The following is a 14663-nucleotide window of genomic DNA, read 5'->3' as shown; positions in this document are numbered from 1 at the left end:
TAACTCCGTGTATTTATTCCTACTCCTAAATCGTCTGTGAGGATAATTTTCATCGTTGCCATATAAGTATAGTTTTTTCCTGAATTTAATCATTTTTGCACAGATTATTTACAGTAAGTTTTTTTATGAGATGTATTGCTGATTTTTTTTGACATTGATAAAACTTAGCATAATTTATGGCAATAACCATTTGATAAGTTTTTCTAAAATATAGTATGCCTTTTATTACATTGCACAAAAAACTCTATGAAGAAGGTTATACTTTGTTTGTTGTTGCCGTTGGGGTGTATAGGGCAATCCGAACGCTTTAATTACGAGATTGAAGGCGAAAATCTATTTTGGCGTAAGGTGTTTGAAGTACAGAGTGTGCCCGCTGATAGTCTCCAACAGATAGTAAAACAACTTAGTAGAAGCGGGGTTAAAATAATAGGAGAACAAAAAGGGGTAATTTTTGGCGCGTTTGAAAAATACGAACTAAACAGGCAAGACCCGACTATGGTAGCTTTAATGGGGCTGTATGAGTTTTACGCAAAAGTCGAAGTAAATATTAAGCCCGAAAAATATAGGGTTGAGGTTTCAGATATGTACTACGATATAGTGACCTCAAAAATGCAGTTAACTCCAATGAGAATCACAATGAGCGAGAGTTTTGTAAAAAAGGACGGCACTCTTGTCTCCAATAATCGTGCGCTTAAAACTCACGAAAAGTTTAACGAGAAAATGTTGAGTGTATTTACATTAAAACCTGCATCTAAAAAAGACTGGTAGTGCGGTATTTGCGCCATTCAGTATGTTTTTCTACAAAGCAGTATTTAATTAAGCGAAAGAATTTATTGTTGGAGGTAGCAAATTTACCAGTCCTTTTTCTCTCCTGACTTTAGCTTAAAGATTCCAATAAACTCTTCATTACGCTCCGACATTATCTTTAATACATCATTTCTTGTACGAAATGTACTGTCTGTTTTCATAAATGATGCATCTTGGGGTGATTTTGAGTTTCCGTAGGTAATAAGCATCTCTGACAATTCAACCCTATACTTGCCTTCTTTAAATTGTACCGTTACGCCGGCATTAAAAACAAGAGGCATCTTTACAAATCCCACGGATTGATAAATTGTATAATCCTCAAATCTTGCCTGAACAAGACCCTGTTCTTCGTTTTGTAATTTAAGCCCTTTGGTCAGTATCTGCCGTTTAACCATTTTTTGCAATGAGTCTGCCGACATAGATACATTTTCAAAAACCTTACGCCAATAGAGTTTTTTACCTTCTATTTCATAGTTGGAGTAGTCTTTTTGGCCTATACAGTATATTGGCAACAACAAACAAAGTATAACCTTCTTCATAGTATTTTTCCTAAAGATATTCAATGATTCCTGTTCAACAAAACCCTATGTATAAGAAATCCTCAACCGCAAACCCAATGCGTCACCAATAAGCAGAAGTGTATGAATGTTTGGCGTAGTACGTTCGACCTCTTATACTCAAAACTGCTTACTGTAACACGTTTAACCATTCTCTTAATTGTTACAACTTCACAGCCTTCCCTGTTTTGGCAGATTGAATGGCTGCTTCCAAAATTTCCACTACAATTTGATTGACTTCCAACGAAGAAAGGTCTTTCCCCTGATGAAAAAATCTTTGTGGGCTTTGCTCTTTTCAACACTACTGCTTTCCTGCAAAGAAGAAACCCCCGTTCCTTCCAAAACTGACTTATTGACGGGCAAAACCTGGAAATGGGTAGCGGGCTCGATTTCACCAGCGTATGATATCTTCGGCATCGGGGTGCTGGTGGGGGATGGTTATTTTACCCGAGTCCCCGAGTGCTGGCGCGACGACCGTTGGGTCTTTTCCACGGCTCAAAAATTTACGCACGAAGAAGGGGCCACCCGATGCAATATCGGCGACCCTCAGATCTACATTCAGGGAACATGGGCCTTTGAGCCGGGCGAAACCTCCATCAGAATCAAGAAGGATGGAAGCGGAGAATTTGTATGGACGGTCCATGAATTAACCTCCACTTCGCTGCTCGTAGCGGAAACCTTCAAAGAAAACGGCAAAACCTACACCATCAGCTATTCATTCGGGCATTAAAAAGCCTGGAGATTAAGTTGTAAAACCTGAAATCAAACCGTTTTCACAACGCAACATCCTGCCACTGCCCCCCCAACAAAACGCGCACTTCCGTATAACCCGCCGCTTTGGCGGCCTGATATGCCAACGGGAACGAAGCGGTGATTTCTTCGGGACGGTGGCTGTCGGAGTTGATACAAATCGGAATTTGCAGTTCCTTCATTCGCTTGATAACCCAACTGGAAGGATACAAATCCAAGCCTCTTTTGTAATTGCCTCGCGTATTGATTTCGACAATTATGCCTGCTTTGACCATGGTGTGAAGCGTTTGTTCAATCTCGTCCACGTACCAACTTTCTGATTCATCAAACAAGGGACGCGCTGCATTGTGCATTTTTATTTTATCCAAATGGCCCATAATCTGCGGCGGGTCCATTTCCACCATTTGACGAATAATACCGTAGTATTTCTGAAGTACTGCCCGAATGTCACCACCGTAAAGGGTATCCAAACATTCCAAAAACTCCACTGAACTGCCGTCTATTTCCCAAGGTTGACCAAATTGGTTCAGTCCTACATAATGCACGGAACCGACGCAATAGTCAAGCATCGGGAAGTCTTTAGGTCCTAAAGTTTGCTCGTCGGGATTTGTAATCCCGACGTCATGGTTTGCCGATTTGTAATCGGCAGTAAACGGAACAAAATCCACTTCTAAACCTGTATAAAGCTCAATTTGGCCTTCATATTTGGCTTTTAAAGCACGCGTTTCGACCAGATAATTCGCTAATCGCTCCGCTTTCATGCTCCATTGATTTTCAAATGGAACGGGACAATGCGACGAAAATCCAAAGGCGCGAAGCCCTTGAGCTATCGCGCCTTGTACTTGTTCTTCTGGAGAGCCTTTGCCATCGCAATAATGACTATGACTGTGGTAATTAGTGAGCATCACCGTTTTGGTATTTCTGATTTTAAAGCGATTCCTATTGCTTTTCAGTCATGGACTTATAAACAATACTTAAATCAGCTTTCTTGAGAAATTCATTCGCAGACTTTAGTTTATCCTGAACCACTTGCTCACCACTTTTACGAACAGCAGCAACCTTTTTTGTGTTTGTTTTCATCGTTTGATAATGAGGAAAAAATTGTACGAACGATTAGATTCAAATACTTCAATCTGATTATCAATACTTCCAAAAATACGAAATTGTTGGAGTATAGTTTCTATTTCCCGATTAATAACAATTCGGTATAAGCGCTGGCGTTTCTCATCACTGCCCTGAAACAGAACAATTACAGTGGGATTTTTGTCCAAAAAATCGGTAATAATGCGCATAACCGTAGCTAATACAATACGCATATCTTTATTTTTAGTTTCAACAATATCGCTGGTCTCACCATTTGATAAAACATCAAGTAACGCTAAATTATAGACTTGTTCTGTCTCAGTAAGCGTAAAAAGCACCCTTTTGTGAACTTCTTTGTCAGTACTTATACTTACAAAATCGTAACGATACTCAATTTGAGGCTGATTGAAAGAATAGTGCGTTTCGTTCATACCTCTATTTTATCCTTGCGACAGCTTTTCCAATGCCTTCTCCAAACGACTCACTACTTCATCTTTACCCAAAATTTCCATAGCAAGCATCAAATCTGGGCCGTGGCCGGCACCCGTTACGGCCAAACGAAGGGCCTGCATTACTTTACCCATTTTGATTCCTGCCCGTTCGGCAGCAGCAGCCCATATTGCTTTGGCCGAATCGGCTATAAATTCACCTTCATATAGTTTCAAATCTTCTACATAGGTCGTAATGGCTTTTACAGCATCGGCATTCCATTTACTTGTCACTATGGCTTCTTCATAAACAGCAGGCACTTCAAACAGAAAAGTAGTTTCACTCAAAATCTCTTGCGGAAAAGTCACCCGGTCTTTCATTAGGTGGCAAACTTTCAACAATGAATGATACGGAATGGCAGAAGCCTGTTCTTTGATTAAATCAGCCAATTCTTCATCGGTTTTTCCTTTCAAATACTGCTGATTGAACCATTTGGCTTTGGTAATGTCAAAACGTGCCCCCGCTTTGTGAATACGTTCAATGCTAAACGCTTCGACGAGTTCGTCCATCGAAAACAGTTCCTGCTCCGTGCCGGGATTCCAGCCCAAAAACGCCAGAAAATTGACCGTTGCTTCTTTCAAATAACCATCTTCGCGGAATCCACGGGCTACTACACCACTGACGGGGTCTTGCCATTGCAACGGAAAAATGGGAAATCCGCCCAAATCAGCATCCCGTTTAGAAAGTTTTCCGTTGCCTTCCGGTTTTAGCAATAAGGGCAAATGCGCAAATTGCGGAGTTGTCCAACCAAAATATTGGTAAATCAAGACGTGTAACGGCGCCGACGGAAGCCATTCTTCGCCACGAATGACGTGCGTAATTTCCATCAAATGGTCGTCTACAATATTGGCCAAATGATAGGTTGGCATTCCATCCGATTTCAATAACACTTTATCATCGAGAGTAGACGCATGAACCGCTACCCAACCGCGAATAAGGTCGTTGAAACGAATTTCCTGCTTAGGGTCAATCTTGATTCTAACCACGTACGGGTCACCATTGTCAATGCGTTGTTGCACTTCATCGGCTGAGAGCGTCAACGAGTTGCTCATCTGCAAACGGGTAATAGCGTTGTATTGAGCCGCATCAGCGCCTGCTTCTTCGAGGCGTTTGCGCATAGCTTCGATTTCATCCGCCGTATCAAACGCATAATACGCTTTGCCTTTCGCTATCAGTTGCTCGGCATATTCGCGATACATTCCTTTCCGTTCCGACTGACGATACAGTGCGTGCGGACCGCCTACTCCCTGTCCTTCATCTATCTCAATACCAACCCATTGGAGAGCTTCTAAAATATATCCTTCTGCACCGGGCACATAGCGATTTTGATCGGTATCTTCGATGCGAAGCAACATTTTCCCGCCATTTTTACGGGCAAATAAATAATTATACAAAGCCGTACGTACACCGCCAATGTGCAGCGGGCCGGTAGGACTGGGAGCAAAACGAACTCGAACCATTTATAAATTTGTGAATTGTGAATTAGTGATTGAGTGAATACTTTTATTTCGCAAAGTTACCACAAAAACAGGTTAGATAGGGAGGTTGTGAACAACTTACTCCGGAAGTCATTATATTTAAGGTCGAAACTCCAACCTTTTATTCCAGTGAATCGGTTTATCTGCTTTTTTGTAGTAATAGTGCTGATGGCTGCATGGAAAGCCGAACAGCTTGATTACTATGAGATTTCTCCCGATGCCTTTATTTTATTGCCGGAATTAAAGCGCCCCGTTGATGCCTACAAGCCTAATTATTTGTTACTGGATGCCGCTATATTTCATGCCACCAACAAAGCCCGCCAACAATTTGGCTTAAAGCCCCTTCAATACACCGCAGGTTTGCACCAAACAGCGGAAGGCTACGCCAAAGACATGATACAAATGGATTTTTATGGCCACGTTCATCCGTACAGTCCTGCATTGGCTACCCTTGCCAAACGTGTTGAACTGCATACGTGGGCGTTTAGGAAAACTGCCGAAAATATCGGTCAATATCAAGTGATAGATACGGCCCCCGAGTATTGTTGCCGCCGCAAGCGTGATGGAACTTTTGAGTACTTTGACTGTGAAAATAAAAAGCTTTTTTACCCTTACAGTTATGAAGGGTTTGCTCAGTACGCAGTTGAACAATGGATAAATTCTCCGTCGCATCGGCACAATATTTTGGACTCAACCTATACTCATTTGGGGTGTTCCGTCCGAATTTCTAAAGATTCTTACTAAGCCTGCAAAGTTCCTTTTGGACGTTTTGTCCAAAATTTTGGCGATCTCAAACCAGAAATAGTCAAATAATGGCACAAAAAGCCGTCATTTTTTCGGTTATTTGCAGTCAAAAGACCCATCCGAAGCCATGTCACTGCTTGATACGCTTGTCTATGAATTTCAAAAAGATGCCTTTCTCATCTCTACCGACAAGTCGAAATTAGATATTGATTTGATTCACGATTATTTGTCCAAAGATTCTTATTGGGCTGAAAATATTCCCCGCGGAATCATCGAACGTTCCATTGCAAATTCGCTGTCCTTCGGTATTTACCACCATCAAACACAGATAGGTTTTGCCCGCGTCATCACTAATTTTGCCACCTATGGCTATTTAGGGGATGTTTTTGTGTTAACGTCTTACCGAGGACAAGGTCTATCCAAATGGTTGATGCATTGCATTTCCAATCAAATTCCTGAACTGCAGGGCTTTCGTCGATGGTCATTGGCAACAGCCGATGCCCACGGATTATACCAACAGTTTGGTTTTACAGCGCTTGCCCGACCGGAGCGAATGATGGAAAAAGTCAATTTTACGAAATATAATACTATTTTCGATTGACGATTTGCAATTGTCGATTTGTAAATTTCTGATATACAATAAGTTATTTTACCAAAAGTACCCCCTTTTAGAATTGAATCAGTATAAATAATTGCGATAGGAAAAATCGTAAATCGACCATCGCACATTGACAATATAAATATGCTTACAAAACGTATTATACCCTGCCTCGACGTCAAAGACGGGCGCACTGTAAAAGGAGTGAATTTTGTTAACCTCCGCGATGCGGGCGACGCCGTAGAATTGGCGGCTGTTTACGCCGAGCAAGGGGCCGACGAGCTTGTTTTTCTGGACATAACGGCAACCGTTGAAGGACGGGGAACACTTCTTGAACTTGTTCGTCGGGTGGCACACACCATCAATATTCCATTTACGGTAGGCGGCGGCATTTCTTCCAAAGCCGACGTTTCAGCCCTTCTCAATGCCGGAGCCGATAAAGTTTCCATCAACTCCGCCACCGTACGTAATCCTGATTTAATCAACGAATTAGCGTTGGAATTCGGCAGTCAGTGCATTGTAGTGGCGATTGATACCAGACAAGTTGAAAGGTCAGAGTTGAAAGGTCAAAGAGAACAATCACTTGACACTTTGCACTCTACACTTTACACTAATTTAGTTCATACCCACGGGGGCCGTAAGCCTACCGAACTCGGTACGCTGGCATGGGCCAAGGAAGTGGAAGAACGGGGCGCGGGTGAAATTTTACTGACTTCGATGGATACCGACGGCACCAAAAATGGCTTTGCCCTTGAATTGACATCCGCGATTTCCCGCAACGCCAATATTCCCGTCATTGCCTCGGGCGGCGCAGGAAACATGGAGCATTTTTACGATGTTTTTACTACGGGCTACGCCGACGCAGGATTGGCCGCAAGTATTTTTCACTTCAAGGAAATTGAAATTCCTGCCTTGAAACAATATCTCCACGAACGGGGAATCCCGATGCGGATGTCACGCTAACTTTGTTTGCGTTCCATAAACTCTTTGAAACTTTTGCGGTAGGTATCGCTGATGGGAATCCACACTTTCCCGATTTGTATCTTTTCTTTTTCAATGGCATCAATCGCTTCAAACGACACAATATACGAATGATGTACCCGAATAAATTGGTGAGGAATCAGTTGCACTTCCAGCGACTTCAACGTTTGCAGCGTAACTACTTTCTTGTCTTTGGTATAAATGGAAACGTAGTCTTTTAAGCCTTCGATGTACAAAATCTCGTTGAGGCGAATTTTGACTAATTTGGTCCCGTCTTTCACAAAAATGGACTGCGGAGAAGGCTCCGCCGGAAAAGCCGTTTCGGGCAATGAAATAGTTGAAAGCGGCGTAAAGCGTTGGGTAGCCCTCTCTACTGCTTTCAAAAAACGCTCCAACGTAATGGGCTTCAACAGATAATCCACCACGTCGAGTTCGTATCCTTCGAGTGCATACTCCGAATAAGCCGTTGTGAGAATCACCAACGGTTTTTTGGGCAGGATTTTCAAAAGCGAAATGCCCGTAATTTCGGGCATTTGAATATCTGAGAAGAGAATATCCACAGAGTTGTTGCGCAAAAAATCTAAAGCGGCAAGCGGATTGGAGAACGACTTAACCAGCTGTAAATGACTCACTTTTAAGATATACTGCTCCATTAAATTACGAGCCAACGGTTCGTCTTCTACTACAACGCAGGTAAGGGTCATACCAAATTTAATTTTAATCGTACACGATATTCATCCGCTTTGTCTTCGATTTCCAATTCAAAGTTGTCAGGATAGCTCAGTTCTAAACGCCTCTTAACGTTTTTCAAACCAATTCCGGATTGCTCTTCCTGACTGATCAAGTTTTGAGGCAATTTGCTGTTGGCAACCGTATAAATGCAGGCCGTTCCTTCTAAGACAATATCGGCCGTAATCCACGCTCCCGAAAAACTATTACTCACCCCGTGTTTAAAGGCGTTTTCGAGAAAACTGATAAAAATTAAAGGAACAATCAGAACGCCGTTGGTATTTCCATTCACCTCAAAATTAATGGGAATGGGTTCATTGAGGCGAAGTTTTTCGAGACTGATGTAGTTTTTCATGTACTCAATCTCCTTAATCAACGGCACCTTAGCATGGTTGGAGTCATAAATCATGTACCGCATCATCTGCGAAAGTTTGGCAATTACCTCCGTTGTATTGGGAGAATTGGTAAAGGCCAAATAATACAGGTTGTTTAGGGTATTAAACAAAAAATGCGGATTGATTTGGGCTTTCAGGAAACGAAGCTCCGAGGTAAGACGCTCATTTTCAATCTCTTTCTTTTTTGCTTCCAATTCAAACCAACCTTCCGCAAACTTGAGCATTCCTACAAAAATTACAATAAAGAGCGTACTCAATACCACATTTACCGTGAATTTATCTTCGTAGAAGTAGCAAATTTTATGAGTATTGCCATCAATCAAATGCCGTTTCAGGAGAATAAAAGCACGTACCAGCACAGCAAACGGAATGGAAAACTCTAAAATATAACGAATCAAACTTTTGTGATTGAGAAACCTGGGCAGAAAAAACAGGTAATTAAGATATACCACTAACATCATAAAAACGACCTCGAATGACGTGTTCTTAAACGCATCCAGAAAACTTACTTCCTGACCCCGAATCGGAAATCGGATTTGGTAAAAGAAAAACGAGAAATAAACGCACCAAAAAGAGAGGTGGAGCATCAGGATTCGGTGGCGTTTGATGAGAGTTTGCATTAGTGACGAACGAAAATCTTATTACATAGAGAGTGATGTGGAATTATTAAAAATCTTTCAACTAAAGACAGCAAAATTACTTCAAAAGAATTGGTAAGTACTATGTCTTAAGCGTACACTAAGGTCAACAAGCCGCTTTTTTCTACCTATCTCCCTTTTTTAACGACATTTTATCCTGTTCTCTCTACTTTCCGACTTGCCGAATAGTTGGCCGACTGATAGAGTGGAAGCAACCATTGGTCGAATGTCTGCGTATTGGTTCAAAACTTTATAGTTGATTTGTGGAAATCTAATTTTACTTAAATCAGTACAAACCAAAAAGCAAGATGAAAAAAATCACTTTAGTAGCTACTGCCCTTCTGGTATCCTTCGCCACTTTTGCACAACAAACATGGAAAGTTGACAAAGCTCATGCCAAGATTGGTTTTACCATTACTCACTTAATGATGTCAGAAGTGGACGGTAATTTCAAAACATTCGACGCTACCATTACTTCTTCCAAAGAAGATTTTTCAGATGCCGTATTTGAGGTATCTGCTGATATCAACAGTGTTGATACAGATATGGAGATGCGGGACAAAGACTTAAAAGGTGAGAATTATTTCGATGCGGCAAAATTTCCGACCTTGACTTTCAAAAGCACTTCTATTTCTAAAGTTGCCGACAAAAAATACAAATTGACGGGCGATCTGACCATGAAAGGTGTAACCAAGCCGGTTACTTTGGACATGACCTTGACCGGTATGGGCAAAGACATGCGCAGTCAAAAACCGAAAGCAGGTTTCAAAATTACGGGCACGATTAAGCGTTCTGATTTCGGTGTAGGAAAAGCACCGGCAGCCGTTGTTTCTGAAGAGGTAGAACTCAGAGCTGTGGGAGAATTTAACCAGCAATAAACAACCCATTTTACTTACCGATAAAGTTCAACTCAAAGCGCCCAGCGGTGTCAATCGTCGGGCGCTTTTTTGTTTTTAATTTACAAAATCCCCTAATAAACCCTTGTCTTTTACCCGAATTCCTTTCTCAGTCATTTCGACGGTACAACAGTCTACCGAGGGGTCGTGATCGAAATAAAGCAGGTAATTATTCTCAAAAGCTTCTTTCAATAGCGCTTCTTTCTCCTTCATCGTCTCAAGCGGACGCACATCATAGCCCATCACGTAAGGCACCGGAATATGTGCGTGCGACGGAATGGTATCGGCCATAAACACCACCGTTTGACCTTTGTACTCTATTTTGAACATCGTCATTTTTTCCGTATGACCATCTGCGTACATCGGCTGCACATTTGCTCCAAACGGATTTTCAACTTTGTCCGAAAAATACAACTGCCCCGCTTCCTGAATCGGCAGGATATTTTCTTTAAAAAACGTGGCTTTCTCGCGAGCGTTGGGAAACGTAGCCGTATGCCAATGTTCCGAATGTGTCCAATACTTCGCATTCGCAAAAGTCAGTTCATAGCTGGTATGAGCGGCATTCCATTTCACGCCACCGCCGCAGTGGTCAAAATGCAAATGGGAAAAAAGAACATCCGTTACTTCATGAGCCCCAAAACCCGCTTTTTCGATAGATTTTACCAGATCCCCCTCTCCGTGACGGTAATAAAACGCCTGCCATTTAGGGTCCTGTTTATCGCCCATTCCAGTATCCATGAGCATGAGTCGATTGCCGTCTTCAATAAGCAGGCAGCGCATATCCCAAGGGCAAAGATTTTTGTCATCGGCGGGAATAAGGCGGTTCCAAATAGTTTTGGGTACAACGCCAAACATAGCCCCTCCGTCGAGTTTAAAATGTCCGGCATCAATAACGTGTAGTTGCATGAGAGTCAGTGATTGCGTAATTGGCCTAAAACAACTAAATTCTATCAAAACTTGTTATATTTACCGTATAAAAATTAAAAACTGATGACTGCCGTACTTGTCAATGAGTGGATGAATGGGGAAACAGGACCGTTTACGTTGGAATTGGCCGACGAAGCGTTCTACAAGTTTTGCCGCCGCAATGACCACCTTCGTTTTGAACGCAATCCTGAAGGGACCATATTAATTATGCCTAATACAGGAGGAAAAACAGGAAAAAGAAATTCAGAAATCAATTTTGAATTGGTTTTATGGAATCGTCAACATAAAAAAGAAGTCGTTTTCGACTCTCCAACCGCTTTCAAACTTCCCAATTTTGCTACCCGCTCACCAGACGCCGCTTGGATTAGTAATGAAAATTGGAGTAGCCTCACCGAAGACGAACAGGAACGTTTTCCTCCCGTCGCTCCGGATTTTGTAGTGGAACTGATGTCGGCAAGCGACACCCTTAAAAAAGCGCAGGAAAAAATGCACGAGTACATCGAAAACGGGGTACAATTGGCTTGGCTGATTCAACCAAGCAGTCAAACCGTATTCATTTACTGGGCAGACGGAACGATTAGTAAAGTAATTGATTTTGATAATAAACTATCGGGAGAAACTGTCTTACCTGAATTTGAGTTTTCCCTAAAATTGTTGCTTTAGATACAGAGATTTTACCCACTTTTATATATTAAAACCTTATAGGTTTGCAAAAATACAGCTTTAAACCTATAAGGTTTCTAACCTGAGAGCCTGATTAATGACCAACGATACAAAAAAAATCCTTATTGTAGAAGATGACTCTCGCATTGCCCAAAATATCAGTAAAGGACTTCGCGAAAAAGGATACGAAACTGAAGTAGCTTACGACGGGCTTATCGGAAGCAAAATTGCGGCAGCCAACCACTTCGACTTAATCATTCTGGACATCAATCTGCCATCCATGAATGGCTACGAGGTCTGCAAAAACGTTCGCCAACGCGACCCCAACGTCCCTATCCTGATGCTGACAGCCCTCGGTGAAGCCGACGACAAAATTGAAGGTTTCAATGTAGGAGCAGATGATTACATCGTCAAACCGTTCGATTTTCGGGAGTTATTGGCGCGGGTCAATGTGTTCTTAAAACGTTCTCAATCTGACTTTGACAACGCCAGCGGGAATTTATTGCGGGTAGCCGACCTGGAAATCAATGCCGATACCAAAACCGTGATACGAGCCGGGCACAACATTGACCTGACCCCTAAAGAACTGGCCTTGTTGGAGTATTTGGTGCGCAACAAAGGCCGTATTGTATCCAAAACCGACATCGCCGAAAAAGTCTGGGATATGAATTTTGACAGCGGCACCAACGTCGTGGAAGTGTATATTAACTTTTTACGGAAGAAAATAGACCGTGATTTTGAGCCTAAACTCATCCATACCAAGTCAGGAATGGGTTACGTATTGAAAGAAGATACGTAGGATCCACTTGTTCTCCCTCACTTTGGGGGATTGATTTTCCACGCATCAAGCATTAACTTGCCACACTTTTTCAACTAACTTCCCGTTCATTGCATGAAAACCAAAGCTCTATTACTAAGCCTGTTGATGAGCAGCACGGCTTTTGCACAAACCAATTCGCCAATTATGAGTGACAATCCGTTATTGCAGCCTTTCCCTACGCTGCACCAAACACCCCCGTATGACAAAATAAAAGTCGATCATTTTTTACCGGCCATTAAAGAAGCCATGGCGCAGGGACGCAAGGAAATTGACGCTATCGTCAACAATCCTGCTAAACCCACTTTTGATAACACCATTGTAGCCTTGGAGCGTGCAGGGGATTTATTGAGTCGTATTACACCTATTTTGTTTCACCTCAACGGTTCCGAAACAACCCCTGATTTACAGAAAGCCGTCAAAGAAGCCAGCCCGCTTTTGACCGAATACGGCAACGATATTTCGTTGAATGATAAACTCTTTGCGCGTGTCAAAGCCGTTTGGGAGGAACGCGACAAGCTTAAATTGGATACCGAAGGAGCGATGCTATTGGAAAAAAATTATAAATCTTTTTCACGCAACGGAGCCAATCTGAATCCTACTGACAAAGAAAAACTGCGGGGCATGAATAAAGAGTTGTCGCAGCTTTCCATTGAATTCAACGAGCATAATCTGGCCGAAACCAACGAATACGCCCTACAGGTGACTGGCGAGAAAGAATTGGCGGGTTTGCCTGATTTTGTCAAAGAGGGTGCCAAAGCCACGGCCAAAAGATTGAACAAAGAAGGTTGGGTGTTTACACTTCAGGCTCCCAGCTACGGACCGTTCATGCAATATGCCGATAACCGCGAATTGCGCAAAAAACTGTGGCTTGCATTCAACAAACGCGGGTTTAACGGCGACAAAAACGACAATCAGGACATTATTCAGAAAGTGGTAAAACTGCGCCATGAAAAAGCCAAATTGTTGGGTTACAAAACGTGGGCGCATTATGTATTGGAAGAGCGCATGGCTGAAACGCCCGAAAAAGTAATGGCGTTTGAAAATGACATCCTGAATTATGCCAAGCCCGCCGCGCTGCGTGAATTGAAAGAATTGACGGATTTTGCCAAGAAAAACGGATTCGAAGAAAATGTGTTGCAACGTTGGGATGCAAGCTACTATTCTGAAAAACTTAAGAAAGAAAAATACAGCATCAACGACGAGTTGTTGAAACCATATTTTAAACTCGAAAACGTACTGGACGGTCTTTTTACGCTGACTAACAAGCTTTACGGTCTTACTTTCAAAGAAAACAAAACAATTCCAGTTTGGAATCCAGAAGTAAAAGCGTACGAAATTTTTGACGAAAAAGGTCAGTTGTTGACAGTATGGTACGGCGATTATTTCCCTCGCGCGGGCAAACGCGCAGGAGCTTGGAATACCGGCACGCTTTCGCAGCATTTTGAAGGCACCAAAGATGTTCGTCCGCACGTTATCAACGTCTGTAATTTTACGCGCCCTACCGATACCAAACCTTCCTTGCTTACTTTCCGTGAAGTGGAAACACTTTTCCACGAGTTTGGTCACGCTTTGCACAGCATGATGTCGCACGTCAAATACGAAACGGTCAGCGGCACGAGTGTATCTTGGGACTTTGTAGAATTGCCAAGTCAATTCATGGAAAATTTCTGTACTGAACCCGAAGTGTTGAAACTGTTTGCCAAACACTACCAAACGGGCGAAGTGATTCCGAACGAGCTGATTGAAAAAATCAAACAGTCTTCCAATTTCATGTCGGGTATCGGTCTAACGCGTCAAATCAATTTGGGTCTTACTGACATGGCGTGGCACAACGGTGCTCCAACGGGCGAGTCAGTGGCGGATGTAGAAAAGAAAGTCGCTGAGCAAACGGATTTATATCCGATTGTACCAGGCACGGCCGTGAGTACGGCTTTCTCGCACATCTTTGCGGGAGGCTATTCGGCAGGTTACTACTCGTACATGTGGTCGTCGGTATTGGATGCCGATGCGTTTGAAGCGTTCAAAGAAAAAGGTATTTTCAACAAAGAAGTATCGGCTTCTTTCCGTGATAACATTCTTTCAAAAGGAGGAACCGAAAAACCGATGGT

17 protein-coding genes are annotated in these 14663 nt (G+C 42.5%); 9 read left to right on the top strand and 8 right to left on the bottom strand.

Annotation, left to right across the window (positions count from 1 at the left end; genetic code table 11):
- Positions 1–246: 246 nt before the first annotated feature.
- The gene (locus Q0081_RS00785) at positions 247–768 is read left to right on the top strand and encodes a hypothetical protein (protein ID WP_298348234.1); all 522 of its coding nucleotides are present in this window, start codon (positions 247–249) and stop codon (positions 766–768) included.
- Between the two features lie 83 nt (positions 769–851).
- Here the strand turns inward: Q0081_RS00785 and Q0081_RS00780 are convergent, their stop codons facing one another.
- Positions 852–1346: a hypothetical protein gene (locus Q0081_RS00780; RefSeq protein WP_298348232.1), complete on the bottom strand. Its 495-nt coding sequence runs from the start codon at positions 1344–1346 to the stop codon at positions 852–854.
- A gap of 283 nt (positions 1347–1629) precedes the next feature.
- On the opposite strand from Q0081_RS00780, the gene Q0081_RS00775 reads away from it, so the two are divergent.
- On the top strand, positions 1630–2094 hold the full coding sequence (locus Q0081_RS00775; protein WP_298348230.1) for a hypothetical protein: 465 nt from the start codon (positions 1630–1632) through the stop codon (positions 2092–2094).
- 43 nt (positions 2095–2137) lie between these two features.
- Here the strand turns inward: Q0081_RS00775 and Q0081_RS00770 are convergent, their stop codons facing one another.
- From Q0081_RS00770 to gltX, 4 genes are read right to left on the bottom strand one after another with little or no spacing between them, the layout of a single operon-like run.
- A complete protein-coding gene (locus Q0081_RS00770) occupies positions 2138–3019 on the bottom strand; it encodes a histidinol-phosphatase (RefSeq protein WP_298348228.1) in 882 nt (293 codons plus the stop codon).
- A gap of 34 nt (positions 3020–3053) precedes the next feature.
- Entirely contained in the window at positions 3054–3194 is a 141-nt protein-coding gene (locus Q0081_RS00765) for a hypothetical protein (RefSeq protein WP_298348226.1), read from the bottom strand.
- Entirely contained in the window at positions 3191–3628 is a 438-nt protein-coding gene (locus Q0081_RS00760) for a DUF6934 family protein (protein ID WP_298348224.1), read from the bottom strand. The genes Q0081_RS00765 and Q0081_RS00760 overlap by 4 nt, the downstream gene beginning before the upstream one ends.
- 9 nt (positions 3629–3637) lie before the next feature.
- Positions 3638–5146, bottom strand: coding sequence for a glutamate--tRNA ligase (gene gltX, locus Q0081_RS00755; protein WP_298348222.1), 1509 nt, complete (start codon positions 5144–5146; stop codon positions 3638–3640).
- A gap of 147 nt (positions 5147–5293) precedes the next feature.
- On the opposite strand from gltX, the gene Q0081_RS00750 reads away from it, so the two are divergent.
- From Q0081_RS00750 to hisF, 3 genes are all read left to right on the top strand, one after another.
- Positions 5294–5908, top strand: coding sequence for a CAP domain-containing protein (locus Q0081_RS00750; protein ID WP_298348220.1), 615 nt, complete (start codon positions 5294–5296; stop codon positions 5906–5908).
- 127 nt (positions 5909–6035) lie between these two features.
- Positions 6036–6509: a GNAT family N-acetyltransferase gene (locus tag Q0081_RS00745; RefSeq protein WP_298348218.1), complete on the top strand. Its 474-nt coding sequence runs from the start codon at positions 6036–6038 to the stop codon at positions 6507–6509.
- A gap of 141 nt (positions 6510–6650) precedes the next feature.
- A complete protein-coding gene (gene hisF / locus Q0081_RS00740; RefSeq protein ID WP_298348216.1) occupies positions 6651–7469 on the top strand; it encodes an imidazole glycerol phosphate synthase subunit HisF in 819 nt (272 codons plus the stop codon).
- Here hisF and Q0081_RS00735 read toward each other — a convergent pair.
- Positions 7466–8191 (bottom strand): LytTR family DNA-binding domain-containing protein, encoded by a 726-nt coding sequence (locus Q0081_RS00735; protein ID WP_298348214.1) that lies wholly within the window; start codon positions 8189–8191, stop codon positions 7466–7468. The genes hisF and Q0081_RS00735 overlap by 4 nt on opposite strands.
- Entirely contained in the window at positions 8188–9231 is a 1044-nt protein-coding gene (locus Q0081_RS00730; protein WP_298348212.1) for a sensor histidine kinase, read from the bottom strand. The genes Q0081_RS00735 and Q0081_RS00730 overlap by 4 nt, the downstream gene beginning before the upstream one ends.
- Positions 9232–9557: 326 nt before the next feature.
- Between Q0081_RS00730 and Q0081_RS00725 the strand changes: the two genes are divergently transcribed.
- Positions 9558–10127, top strand: a complete 570-nt coding sequence (locus tag Q0081_RS00725; RefSeq protein ID WP_298348210.1) for a YceI family protein — start codon at positions 9558–9560, stop codon at positions 10125–10127.
- Between the two features lie 75 nt (positions 10128–10202).
- On the opposite strand, the gene Q0081_RS00720 is transcribed toward Q0081_RS00725, so the two are convergent.
- Positions 10203–11051 carry an MBL fold metallo-hydrolase gene (locus Q0081_RS00720; RefSeq protein ID WP_298348208.1) on the bottom strand — a complete coding sequence of 283 codons (849 nt, stop codon included), beginning with the start codon at positions 11049–11051 and terminating at the stop codon, positions 10203–10205.
- Between the two features lie 84 nt (positions 11052–11135).
- On the opposite strand from Q0081_RS00720, the gene Q0081_RS00715 reads away from it, so the two are divergent.
- The 3 genes from Q0081_RS00715 to Q0081_RS00705 form a co-directional block, all read left to right on the top strand.
- A complete protein-coding gene (locus tag Q0081_RS00715) occupies positions 11136–11735 on the top strand; it encodes a Uma2 family endonuclease (RefSeq protein ID WP_298348206.1) in 600 nt (199 codons plus the stop codon).
- A 97-nt stretch (positions 11736–11832) separates the two neighbouring features.
- Positions 11833–12534 carry a response regulator transcription factor gene (locus Q0081_RS00710; protein ID WP_298348204.1) on the top strand — a complete coding sequence of 234 codons (702 nt, stop codon included), beginning with the start codon at positions 11833–11835 and terminating at the stop codon, positions 12532–12534.
- A 93-nt stretch (positions 12535–12627) separates the two neighbouring features.
- A partial coding sequence (locus tag Q0081_RS00705; protein WP_298348202.1) for a M3 family metallopeptidase occupies positions 12628–14663 on the top strand: 2036 nt, incomplete at its 3' end.

The sequence above is a fragment of the Runella sp. genome (genome assembly GCF_027484545.1).
Lineage (GTDB): Bacteria > Bacteroidota > Bacteroidia > Cytophagales > Spirosomataceae > Runella.
This window is presented reverse-complemented; position numbering and strand designations above follow the sequence as displayed.

Excerpts from the sequence above, each read along its gene's own strand:
- Q0081_RS00765 (WP_298348226.1), bottom strand. The coding sequence starts at position 3,194 with ATGAAAACAAACACAAAAAAGGTTGCTGCTGTTCGTAAAAGTGGTGAG.
- Q0081_RS00760 (WP_298348224.1), bottom strand. The coding sequence starts at position 3,628 with ATGAACGAAACGCACTATTCTTTCAATCAGCCTCAAATTGAGTATCGT.
- Q0081_RS00745 (WP_298348218.1), top strand. The coding sequence starts at position 6,036 with ATGTCACTGCTTGATACGCTTGTCTATGAATTTCAAAAAGATGCCTTT.
- Q0081_RS00770 (WP_298348228.1), bottom strand. The coding sequence starts at position 3,019 with ATGCTCACTAATTACCACAGTCATAGTCATTATTGCGATGGCAAAGGC.
- Q0081_RS00735 (WP_298348214.1), bottom strand. The coding sequence starts at position 8,191 with ATGACCCTTACCTGCGTTGTAGTAGAAGACGAACCGTTGGCTCGTAAT.
- Q0081_RS00725 (WP_298348210.1), top strand. The coding sequence starts at position 9,558 with ATGAAAAAAATCACTTTAGTAGCTACTGCCCTTCTGGTATCCTTCGCC.
- Q0081_RS00715 (WP_298348206.1), top strand. The coding sequence starts at position 11,136 with ATGACTGCCGTACTTGTCAATGAGTGGATGAATGGGGAAACAGGACCG.
- gltX (WP_298348222.1), bottom strand. The coding sequence starts at position 5,146 with ATGGTTCGAGTTCGTTTTGCTCCCAGTCCTACCGGCCCGCTGCACATT.
- Q0081_RS00720 (WP_298348208.1), bottom strand. The coding sequence starts at position 11,051 with ATGCAACTACACGTTATTGATGCCGGACATTTTAAACTCGACGGAGGG.
- Q0081_RS00775 (WP_298348230.1), top strand. The coding sequence starts at position 1,630 with ATGAAAAAATCTTTGTGGGCTTTGCTCTTTTCAACACTACTGCTTTCC.
- Q0081_RS00780 (WP_298348232.1), bottom strand. The coding sequence starts at position 1,346 with ATGAAGAAGGTTATACTTTGTTTGTTGTTGCCAATATACTGTATAGGC.
- Q0081_RS00785 (WP_298348234.1), top strand. The coding sequence starts at position 247 with ATGAAGAAGGTTATACTTTGTTTGTTGTTGCCGTTGGGGTGTATAGGG.
- hisF (WP_298348216.1), top strand. The coding sequence starts at position 6,651 with ATGCTTACAAAACGTATTATACCCTGCCTCGACGTCAAAGACGGGCGC.
- Q0081_RS00730 (WP_298348212.1), bottom strand. The coding sequence starts at position 9,231 with ATGCAAACTCTCATCAAACGCCACCGAATCCTGATGCTCCACCTCTCT.
- Q0081_RS00710 (WP_298348204.1), top strand. The coding sequence starts at position 11,833 with ATGACCAACGATACAAAAAAAATCCTTATTGTAGAAGATGACTCTCGC.